This is a genomic window from Pseudomonas sp. HMWF006, assembly GCF_003061205.1.
GTDB classification, from domain to species: Bacteria; Pseudomonadota; Gammaproteobacteria; order Pseudomonadales; family Pseudomonadaceae; genus Aquipseudomonas; species Aquipseudomonas monsensis.
Genome location: NZ_QAIU01000050.1, coordinates 1 through 9,472, shown reverse-complemented (window position 1 = coordinate 9,472; position 9,472 = coordinate 1). Strand labels below are relative to the sequence as shown.

The window sequence follows — 9,472 nt, the reverse complement described above, 5'->3', positions numbered from 1 at the left end:
AAGGCGTGCGGACGGCGGGCAAGTTCTGCGGGCAATCGACGCAGCAAGTCGGGATCGAGTGGCTGACCGCCACCCATCGGGTCTTCGGCGTAATGATTGAGCACAATGCCGATGGCTTCGGCGTGCAGTGGATTGCTGTAACTGGCCTGAAGTACAAGAATTTCTGCGGAATCCATTTCCATCCCCAAACACATGATGAGCCCCGGCACGCAAAGGGCGGGCTGAAAGGCTGACTCGACCTTAACGCGGACGTGTGCAGGTCGGCAATTATAAAAAACCAAAGATTCGGCAGCGCCTGCACCGTGTGACCTGCAGGCGCTGCCGCATGCGCCGATCTTGGGCTTTGTGCCGTGCCATTCAATGGCCCCAGATCAGTTCTTCCGTCCACCCCAGTTCGGCAAAGTCCAGCGCCCGCAACCGGGCCTCACCGGCGCAGAAAAACTCGTCCAGCTGCGGCGGCTTGACCGACGTACCACTGAGCATCGCATGCACCTGGCCGCGATGATGAATCTGGTGTTCGTACAGATGCGACAGCAGGCGCAAGCGGCTGTCGTGCTGCGGCGTGTCGCGGGCGATGGTGACGATCCGGCCAAGATCGGCATCGCGCAGTTGTTCGCAATAGGCGATCAGGCGCCGGTCAACGTGGGTCTGCTCCTCATGCAGCGCTGCGGCGTCGGTGAAGGGCTCGTCCTGATTGAAAAACACGTAGCAATCGGGATGCGGCTCGGCGCCTCGTAGCTCACGTTCCAGCGCATCGACGTAAAACCAGTCGCAGGTGAGGATGTGATTGAGGGTCAGACGAATGCTCGGGAAGAAGCTCACTCGCGGCGCTGCCAGCTCGGTGTCGGGCAGTTGCGACCAGGCCTTGGCCAGGCGGTGATTGGCCCAGGCATTCTGATAGGCCTGGGTCAGCAGATGGTGGGACAGCGGTTGCGGCATGATTGCGCCCTCCTCACTTCAGGCTTCGGCGAAGCGTTGCAACTGCATCTCCTGCAAGCGACTGAGGGTGCGGCGGAACGGAAACTCCAGATAACCCTCGGTATACAACGCGTCCATGGGCACCTGTGCCTCGACAAACAGCGGCACCTTGCGGTCGTAGCACTCGTCGACCAGCGCGATGAAACGCCGCACACCGTCGTCATGAACCGACAATTGCGGCAGCTCACGGTCACCCGCCACGACTCGCTCGGCTCCGTCCTCGGTACCGCGGGCGATGCGCCCCTCGCGTTTGCGAGCGCTGAGGTTCGGCACGTCGCCCAACAGAATAGCCCGATAGTTGTCGCACAGCGCGATGAAATCCATCGCGGCAAAAGGCTGCTCGCAGAGGTCGGCGTAGCGGCACCAGAGCACGCTCTCGCTGGCCTGCACCACGTCCAGAACACGATGACCAACCGCCACCGGTTCCGGATGGGCCGTTTGCCCGGCCGTCAGGGCTTGAAAGACATCGCCCAAGGCGCTGGCCGAGCCAGGCGTGGCGACAAAGTAGCGTTGCTCGATCGCCCCCGGGTGCAGGCGATGATCCTCGGCACCGTTGACCGCAACCACTTGCATATGCGCCTTGATCGCCGCAATCGCCGGGACAAACCGGTCGCGATTGAAGCCATCGGCGTACAGGTCGTCCGGCGGCAGATTGGAGGTGCAGACCACCACCACGCCTTCATCGAACATCACTTGAAACAGGCGGCCGAGAATGATCGCATCGCCAATGTCATTGACGAACAGCTCATCGAAGCACAGCACACGAACTTCCGCTGCCAGTTCCCTGGCCAGGGCCCGCAGCGGATCGGCGATCCCGGTCAACTGGAACGAGCGCTGATGCACCCAGCCCATGAAGTGATGAAAATGCTGACGCCGCGCTGGCACCCGCAGGCTCTGATAGAACTGGTCCATCAGCCAGGTCTTGCCGCGCCCGACCGGCCCCCACAGATAAACGCCGGTGACCGAACGGGCACCGGCGTGCAGGGCTTCATGGCATTTTTGCAGGGCGAACACGGCATGTTCCTGCGCCTCATCCTGGATGAAGCCCTTGTGTTCGATGGCGTGCTGCCAGGCGCTGAGCGGAGAGTCGAAAGTCATGCGCGGCAGTATGCCACGATGGCTACAGGGAAATATCCAGCCGCGCGATTTTGCCCTGTTCGTTGAGACGGAACGTGTAGCGCAATTGCGCCGGACTGCCAGGAAACGTTCCGCTGATCAGGCCGTGTACCAGCACCTTGCCGGTGCGCTGCTGGACGTCCAGCACCTCGACCCGTGGCTGATAGCGTTGCGCAGTGTCCTGCATCCATTGCGCGATGGCGCGTGGACCGACCTGATGCTGACCCTCATCGAACACGTTGGCATCCTCGGCAAAGAAACTGGCGACGCGGCTGGTGTCACGCGCGTTGGCCGCGTCGAGGTACGCCGCGATGGCCGGGGCCAGGGTAGAGACGGGATGGGACATGATTGCAGCTCCTTTTTTGTCGGGTTCTGGCGCCATCCTAAAGCAGCCCTGCGTCAGTTTTTGTCAGCAGTGAAGCGTCCGCTTTCATCCAGTTTCATTTGCTCGCGCCAAGTGCGCAGCAAATCGCTGCGTCGGCCCGGATAGCGCTCGCCCTGCGCACTGGCAGCGCTGATGCGGTCGGTTCGGAACGTACGGTAGGCGCTGCGCAACTCACACCAGGCGACGATGATCCGCACCTCATTGAGAAACCCCAGCGCTAATGGCCAGATCAGTCGCTGGCTGGGCATCTGGCGGGCGTCGGCATAGTCGATATGCAACTTGGCCTGATCGCGGATCGCGTGACGAAACACATTCAACGCCACGGCATTCTGAGGAAACCCGTAACCCGGCGGTCCTGGCATCACCGTCGGATTGCGCAGCGCCTCCTGGGCCTGCGGATCGAGCACTGCGGCAATCTTGGCCAAGGCGTCTGCGGCGGCCTTGCCCAAGACCTCGTCGCCACGCTGATCGACATAACGCAGCCCCAGCACGATGGCCTCGGTCTCGTCGGCATTGAGCATCAGCGGTGGCAGAAACAGACCACTGCGCAACACATAACCAATGCCCGCCTCGCCATGAATCGGCGCACCGAGCGCGGTGAGCTCGGCGATGTCGCGATAGAGCGTGCGCTCGGAGACTTCCAGCTCGGCCGCCAGACTCGCGGCGGTCACCGCACGTTTCTTGCCGCGCAAAACCTGCAGCAAAGTCAAAAGACGAGTGGTACGCGACACGATGTTCAGGCTCTGCACGGAAAGGTGCGCGCAGCTTAGCAGAGGCTGGTGTCAGGAAATGGCAGGAGCCTGGATGAACAACGGCATTCAGTGGTAGAAGCAGGCAGTGGGGATAAAGACCGGCTACATCCTTTACGTTTAACAGGTGTAAAGGATGTCCCCGGTCTGATGTGTAAAGGATGTACCCGTCTCTACAGGGTGTCAGATGTCGACTTTGTGTCGGGCCGCATAGAGGCAGAGCATTTCCATCGCCAGGGTCGCTGCGGCGAGTGAGGTCAGGTCGGCATGATCGTAGGCCGGGGCCACTTCCACCACGTCCATGCCGACCAGATTGATCCCGCGCAAACCGCCCAGAATCTCCAGCGCCTGCACCGTACTCAAGCCGCCGCACACCGGCGTACCGGTGCCTGGCGCAAAGGCCGGATCGAGGCAGTCGATGTCGAACGTCAGGTACACCGGGTTATCGCCCACCCGGGCGCGGATGGCCTCGACAATCGCCTCGCAGCCACGCCGATGCACCTGCCGCGCATCGAGCACCTGAAATCCCATGTGATCGTCGTTGGTCGTGCGCAACCCGATCTGCACCGAGCGCGCCGGATCGACCAACCCTTCCCGCGCCGCGTGCCAGAACATGGTGCCGTGATCGACCCGTTTGCCCGCCTCGTCCGGCCAGGTGTCGCTGTGTGCATCGAAGTGGATCAACGACAGCGTGCCATGCTTGCGTGCATGCGCCTTGAGCAATGGATAGCTGATGAAATGATCGCCTCCGAAGGTCAGCATCGCGCTGCCGGCATTGAGGATGTGTTCGGCATGGGCTTCGATGCTTTCTGGAATGCTGTGCGGCGAACCGTAATCGAAGTCGCAGTCGCCATAGTCGATCACCGCCAGATGATCGAACGGATCGAACGTCCACGGCCAGTGGCGCTCCCAGGCAATCCCGGTGGACGCCGCGCGAATCCCGCGCGGGCCGAAACGCGCGCCGGGGCGGTTGCTGGTGGCGGTGTCGAACGGCACACCGCTGACCGCCACGTCAACGCCGCGCAAGTCGCGGCTGTAGCGTCGGCGCATGAAACTGGTGATCCCGGCGTAGGTGCTTTCGGCGGCAGTGCCGTAGAGGCTGTCGCGCGTGATGGCCTGATCGTTTTGCATGGGCACGTCCATCTCGGTTTACTCCTGGTGTTATTGATGGCTGCGGAAAGTGGTCCACAAGCGGGTGCGCTGACGCATGTCCTTGAGGCTCATGCTGCGGTCGGCGTACAGCCGTTCGCGCACGGCGGCCGGCGGGTAGATGTCGGGGTCGCTGCGCACGGCTTCATCCACCAGCGGCGTCGCGGCCTGGTTGGCGGTGGCGAAGAACAGCGTATTGGTCAGCTCGGCCACCGAATCGGGGCGCAGCATGAATTCGATGAATGCTCGCGCAGCGTCCGGGTGCGGCGCGTCTTTGGGGATGGCCAGGTTGTCCTGCCACACCAGCGTGCCCTCCCGTGGAATACGGTAGGCGACCTCGAACGGCTTGCCGGCCTTGCGGGCCTGATCGGCGGCCATGCTCGCGTCGCCGTTATAGGTCAGCGCCAGACACACGTTGCCGCTGGCCAGATCATTGATCTGCCGGCCGGTGGCGACGTACAACACCGACGGCTGCAATTTCTGCAGTAGCGTCTGGGCGGCGGCCAGATCATTGCGCTCGGTGCTGTAGGGATCTTTACCGAGGTAATGCAGTGCCAGGCCGATGACTTCCTGCGGCGAATCCAGAATGGCAATGCCGCAATCCTTGAGCTTGCTGGCGTATTCGGGCTTGAACAGCAGGTCGAGACTGTTAAGCGGAACATCTGGCAGCCGCTGTTTCACGGCCTCGACGTTCATGCCCAAGCCGAGCGTGCCCCAGGTGTACGGCACGCCGTAGCGATTGCCGGGATCGACGGCGGCGAGCTTTTCCAGCAGATCCGGGTCCAGATTGGCGTAACCCTTGAGTCCGTCGTGGCGGATTTCTTTCAACGCGCCGGCAGCCAATCCGCGCGCCAACACAGTGGAGGACGGCACGACCACGTCATAACCGCTGCCACCGGTGAGCAATTTGGTTTCCAGCACCTCGGAGGTATCGAAAGTGTCGTAACGCACGTGAATGCCGGTCTCCTGCTCGAAACGCTGCAGGGTGTGCGGCGGCACGTAATCGGCCCAGCTGTAGAGGTTGAGGGTTTTGTCCTCGGCCTGGGCATGGGTGACCACGGACAACAACAGCGCGGGGAAACACAGCTTGAACACGGGAGCCATGACGAACACCTGACCGGAGGAAGTGGTGGCAGGATGCGCCGTCGGATACATTAGAAAAATAGCGAAATAATTATCCTGACTTTACCCCGGAGTAATGTGATGCTCGGCCAGCTTCACGATATTGATCTGCAGTTGCTGCGCCTGTTTGTCAGCGTGGTCGAGTGCGGCGGATTCAGCGCCGCGCAAGGTGAATTGGGCCTGAGCCAGTCGAGCATCAGCCAGCAAATGGCCAAGCTGGAAACGCGCCTGGGCTATCGCCTGTGCAGCCGTGGCAAGGCGGGTTTCAGCGTCACGCCCAAGGGTGAGCAATTATTGATTGCCATCCGTAGCCTGTTCGAGTCGATCGAAACCTTTCGCCATCAATCCAACGGCGTCGCCGGGCGGCTGATTGGCGAGGTGCGACTGGGCATTTCCGAGGCGGTCGATCAATCCGTGCTGCAACGCGTGGCTGTGGCGATCCGGCGTTTTCGCGAACGCGATGAATCGGTGCGCATCGAGCTGATCAGCGCGATGCCCGGTGAGATGGAGCGCCTGTTACTGCAGCAACGGCTGGATCTGGCGATCGGTTACTTCTCTCAGGCACAGAGCGCTTTCGACTATCGCCAGTTGTTCAGTGAAACCCAGCATTTGTACTGTGCACCGGGGCATCCGTTATTCACCGACGTTTCGCCCGGCGACGAGGCCTTGGCCGCCTGTGACCGGGTCGATCACCCGTACCGTTTTTTGCGCAGTGACGAGCCGTTTCAGGGCAAGGTCTGTTCGGCGCGCTCGGAACAGGTGGAAGGCACGCTGACCTTTATTCTGTCCGGCAAACACGTGGGCTATCTGCCCGAACACTATGCGCGCAGCTGGCAAGACAGAGGCCTGTTGCGGCCGGTGCGTGAAGGAGAGTTGAGTTTTGAGGTGGCGTTTCATCTGGCCCGGCATCGCGCGCAGGTGCCGGGGGATGCGCAAAAGGCGTTTGAGGAGGATTTGCTCGCGGCCTTCTCCTGACACACAGCCCCCGTGCGGCGCGGGAGCTTGCTTGCGCCGGGCTGCGCAGCGGCCCCTGGTTTTTTCAGCCATGCACCCATTTACGGCTGCTGCGCCGCCGAGCGCGAGCACGCTCCCGCGCCACAATGCGGTGTGTCAGGTTGGGCCGATAAGCACCTCCCCCAATAAAACCTGACCTTTCAGGCAGTTATTGCTCGTTGCCCTCGCCGACCGCTTCCGGCATCCTGCGCCTCCATTTTCTGACCCGGCCCCGCCTCGCGGCACGCAAACCACCATGACCGCCTCTGAAAAAGCCCCGCGCAACAACGACCTGATCTACGGCCTCAACGATCGCCCGCACCTCACCGCCACCGTGTTCGCCGCGCTGCAACACGTACTGGCCAGCTTCGTCGGCATCATCACGCCGACCCTGATCATGGGCGGCGCCCTCGGCCTGCACAGCGAAATTCCCTACCTGATCAGCATGGCGCTGTTCGTTTCCGGCCTCGGCACCTTCGTGCAGGCCAAACGTTTCGGCCCGGTCGGGTCTGGCCTGCTGTGCCTGCAAGGCACCAGTTTCTCTTTTATCAGCGTGATTCTCAGCGCCGGGTTCATGGTCAAGGCGCGGGGCGGCGGCACCGATGAAATCCTCTCGACGATCTTCGGCGTGTGTTTTTTCGCCGCGTTTATCGAGGTGGTGCTGAGCCAGTTCATCGGCAAATTGCGCATGCTGATCACCCCGGTGGTCACCGGCACCATCATCACCCTGATGGGCCTGTCGCTGATCAAAGTGGCGATGACCGACATCGCTGGCGGTTTCGGTGCAGCGGATCTCGGCGCAGCAAGCCATGTGTTCCTCGCGGCACTAGTGCTGGGCACCATCGTCGTGCTGAACCGCGTCGATGTGCCCTTCCTGAGACTGGGTGCCATCGTCATTGGCCTGACCCTCGGTTACGTGGTCGCGTGGCTGATGGGCACCGTGGATTTCGCCAGCCTGCCCGAGGTGCCGCTGGTCAGCGTGCCGGTGCCGTTCAAGTACGGTTTCAACTTCGACTGGGTGGCGTTCGTGCCGGTGGCGGTGATTTTCCTCGTGTCGCCGCTGGAGGCCGCAGGCGATCTGACGGCCAACTCGATGATCTCGCGGCAACCGGTCAAAGGCCCGCTGTACATCCGCCGGATCAAATCCGGCCTGCTCGCCGACGGCCTGAACTCGGCCATGGCGGCCGTGTTCAACAGCATGCCAATGGTGACCTTTGCGCAGAATAACGGGGTGATCCAGCTCACCGGCGTGGCCAGTCGTTACGTCGCGTTTTTCATCGCCGGCCTGCTGGTGCTGCTGGGATTGTTCCCGATGATTGGCGCGGTGCTGCAACTGATGCCGAAACCAGTGCTCGGCGGCGCCGAGCTGGTGATGTTCGGCACCGTGGCGGTGGCCGGGATCAAGATCCTCGCCGAGGCGGGCCTGCATCGGCGCAACATGCTGATCGTGGCGATCTCAATCGGTATGGGCCTGGGCATCGCCGCCGTACCGCAAGTGCTGCGCGAACTGCCACAGGCACTGCGCAACATCTTCGAATCGCCAATCACCGTCGGCGCATTGTGCGCAATCGTGCTGAACATCTTTCTGCCAGAAGAATTCATCGAGCTGGAAGAAGACGACTTCGACCCGGAAGCTTCTATTCTTCAGGTCATGGAAAACCCCGATGTTGCGGCCAAAGGTGAACCTGGCCAACCTGTGGCTGTCGCACAGTTGAACCGCTAAACGCTACGCCTTGAAAAAGGGCTGAGCCGGTGACGGTTCAGCCCTTTTTTGTTGAGAGACCGCTTATGCGCCGCGTCCACGCTGTCATTCTGTCACTGCTCCTGCTGTCCCTCAGTGCCTGCGCGCTGTTTCCCAACCGCGATCCGGTCAACATCAACGTGGTCGGCCTCGAACCGTTGCCGAGCCAGGATCTGGAAGTGCGCTTCGCGATCAAGTTGCGCGTGCAGAACCCCAACGAAACCGCCATCGACTACAACGGCATTGCCCTGGATCTGGAGGTCAACGGCCATTCACTGGCGTCGGGGGTCAGTGATCAGAGCGGTTCGATCCCGCGTTTTTCCGAAACCATCGTCAGCGTGCCGGTGAGCATTTCCGCGTTCTCGGTGTTGCGCCAGACCCTGGGCCTCAGCCAGACCCAAACCCTAGATAACTTGCCCTACGTGCTGCACGGCAAACTTGCCGGCGGTTTGTTCGGCACCATGCGTTTCGTCGACAGTGGCAAGCTCAGCCTGCCCAAGGCCAGTGCCGCGACCTGGTAAAAATGCGCTAGCCTGCGCGTTCGTCCAGAACACTCATGGAGGCCGCTGGTTTATGGAAGACACACCGACGCTGTACACCGAACGGCTGATCCTGCGCCCACTGCAACTGGAGGACGCCGAAGCCGTGCAACGCCAGTTCCCGCACTGGGAGGTCGTGCGCTATCTGAACGTTGCCGTTCCCTGGCCCTACCCGGAGAATGGTGCGCTCAGCTATCTGCGTGACATCGCCTTGCCAGCGGTGGCGGCGGGCCAGGAGTGGCACTGGTCGATTCGCCTCCAGCGCGCACCGCAACAGTTGATCGGCGCTATCAGCCTGATGGATCAACCAGACAATCATCGTGGCTTCTGGCTGGCGCCGGCGTGGCAAGGTCAGGGTTTGATGACTGAAGCCAGCGTGGCGGTAACCGATTACTGGTTCAAAACGCTCAATCGCCCGCTGATGCGCGTGCCGAAAGCCGCGCCGAACCTCGGCTCGCGCAGGCTGTCCGAGCGCGCCGGCATGCGCCTGATCCGAACCGATGAAGACGATTTCGTCGCCGGCCGCCTGCCTCGGGAAATCTGGGAAATCACCCGCGAGCAATGGCTGCAACAGCGCACCCCCTGAAGGTCTGCGGCCAGCGGCAAATCATGAGGTGAAGCGCACGCCGGGTTTCGCTCGCTCGTCAACGGACAGTTCGAACACATCCGGTCGGGCGTAATGGCCGACCACGTCATAGTC

Annotated in this window: 10 protein-coding genes and 1 pseudogene; 4 read left to right on the top strand and 7 right to left on the bottom strand. The window is 61.9% G+C overall.

Features of this window, described 5'->3' with window-relative positions; all coding sequences use genetic code 11:
* The 7 genes and pseudogenes from DBR24_RS31390 to DBR24_RS01845 all read right to left on the bottom strand — a co-directional run.
* Positions 1-176: pseudogene (locus DBR24_RS31390) on the bottom strand (GNAT family N-acetyltransferase); the annotation flags it as partial.
* 181 nt (positions 177-357) lie between these two features.
* Positions 358-939 carry a DinB family protein gene (locus tag DBR24_RS01870; RefSeq protein ID WP_128613716.1) on the bottom strand — a complete coding sequence of 194 codons (582 nt, stop codon included), beginning with the start codon at positions 937-939 and terminating at the stop codon, positions 358-360.
* A gap of 18 nt (positions 940-957) precedes the next feature.
* Positions 958-2,076 carry a cell division protein ZapE gene (gene zapE, locus DBR24_RS01865; protein WP_128613715.1) on the bottom strand — a complete coding sequence of 373 codons (1,119 nt, stop codon included), beginning with the start codon at positions 2,074-2,076 and terminating at the stop codon, positions 958-960.
* Positions 2,077-2,098: 22 nt separating this feature from the next.
* Entirely contained in the window at positions 2,099-2,440 is a 342-nt protein-coding gene (locus DBR24_RS01860; RefSeq protein ID WP_123468987.1) for a nuclear transport factor 2 family protein, read from the bottom strand.
* Positions 2,441-2,493: 53 nt separating this feature from the next.
* The gene (locus tag DBR24_RS01855; RefSeq protein WP_123469197.1) at positions 2,494-3,210 is read right to left on the bottom strand and encodes a YafY family protein; all 717 of its coding nucleotides are present in this window, start codon (positions 3,208-3,210) and stop codon (positions 2,494-2,496) included.
* A 201-nt stretch (positions 3,211-3,411) separates the two neighbouring features.
* Positions 3,412-4,371 (bottom strand): agmatinase, encoded by a 960-nt coding sequence (gene speB, locus DBR24_RS01850; protein WP_128613714.1) that lies wholly within the window; start codon positions 4,369-4,371, stop codon positions 3,412-3,414.
* Between the two features lie 18 nt (positions 4,372-4,389).
* Positions 4,390-5,481 carry a polyamine ABC transporter substrate-binding protein gene (locus DBR24_RS01845; RefSeq protein WP_128613713.1) on the bottom strand — a complete coding sequence of 364 codons (1,092 nt, stop codon included), beginning with the start codon at positions 5,479-5,481 and terminating at the stop codon, positions 4,390-4,392.
* Between the two features lie 99 nt (positions 5,482-5,580).
* Here DBR24_RS01845 and DBR24_RS01840 point away from each other — a divergent pair, with 99 nt between their 5' ends.
* The 4 genes from DBR24_RS01840 (at position 5,581) to DBR24_RS01825 (ending at position 9,358) form a co-directional block, all read left to right on the top strand.
* The gene (locus tag DBR24_RS01840) at positions 5,581-6,474 is read left to right on the top strand and encodes a LysR family transcriptional regulator (protein WP_128613712.1); all 894 of its coding nucleotides are present in this window, start codon (positions 5,581-5,583) and stop codon (positions 6,472-6,474) included.
* A gap of 274 nt (positions 6,475-6,748) precedes the next feature.
* Positions 6,749-8,215, top strand: a complete 1,467-nt coding sequence (locus DBR24_RS01835; protein WP_128613711.1) for a nucleobase:cation symporter-2 family protein — start codon at positions 6,749-6,751, stop codon at positions 8,213-8,215.
* 65 nt (positions 8,216-8,280) lie between these two features.
* Positions 8,281-8,754, top strand: coding sequence for an LEA type 2 family protein (locus DBR24_RS01830; RefSeq protein WP_128613710.1), 474 nt, complete (start codon positions 8,281-8,283; stop codon positions 8,752-8,754).
* Between the two features lie 52 nt (positions 8,755-8,806).
* Positions 8,807-9,358 (top strand): GNAT family N-acetyltransferase, encoded by a 552-nt coding sequence (locus tag DBR24_RS01825; protein ID WP_128613709.1) that lies wholly within the window; start codon positions 8,807-8,809, stop codon positions 9,356-9,358.
* Positions 9,359-9,472: the final 114 nt, after the last annotated feature.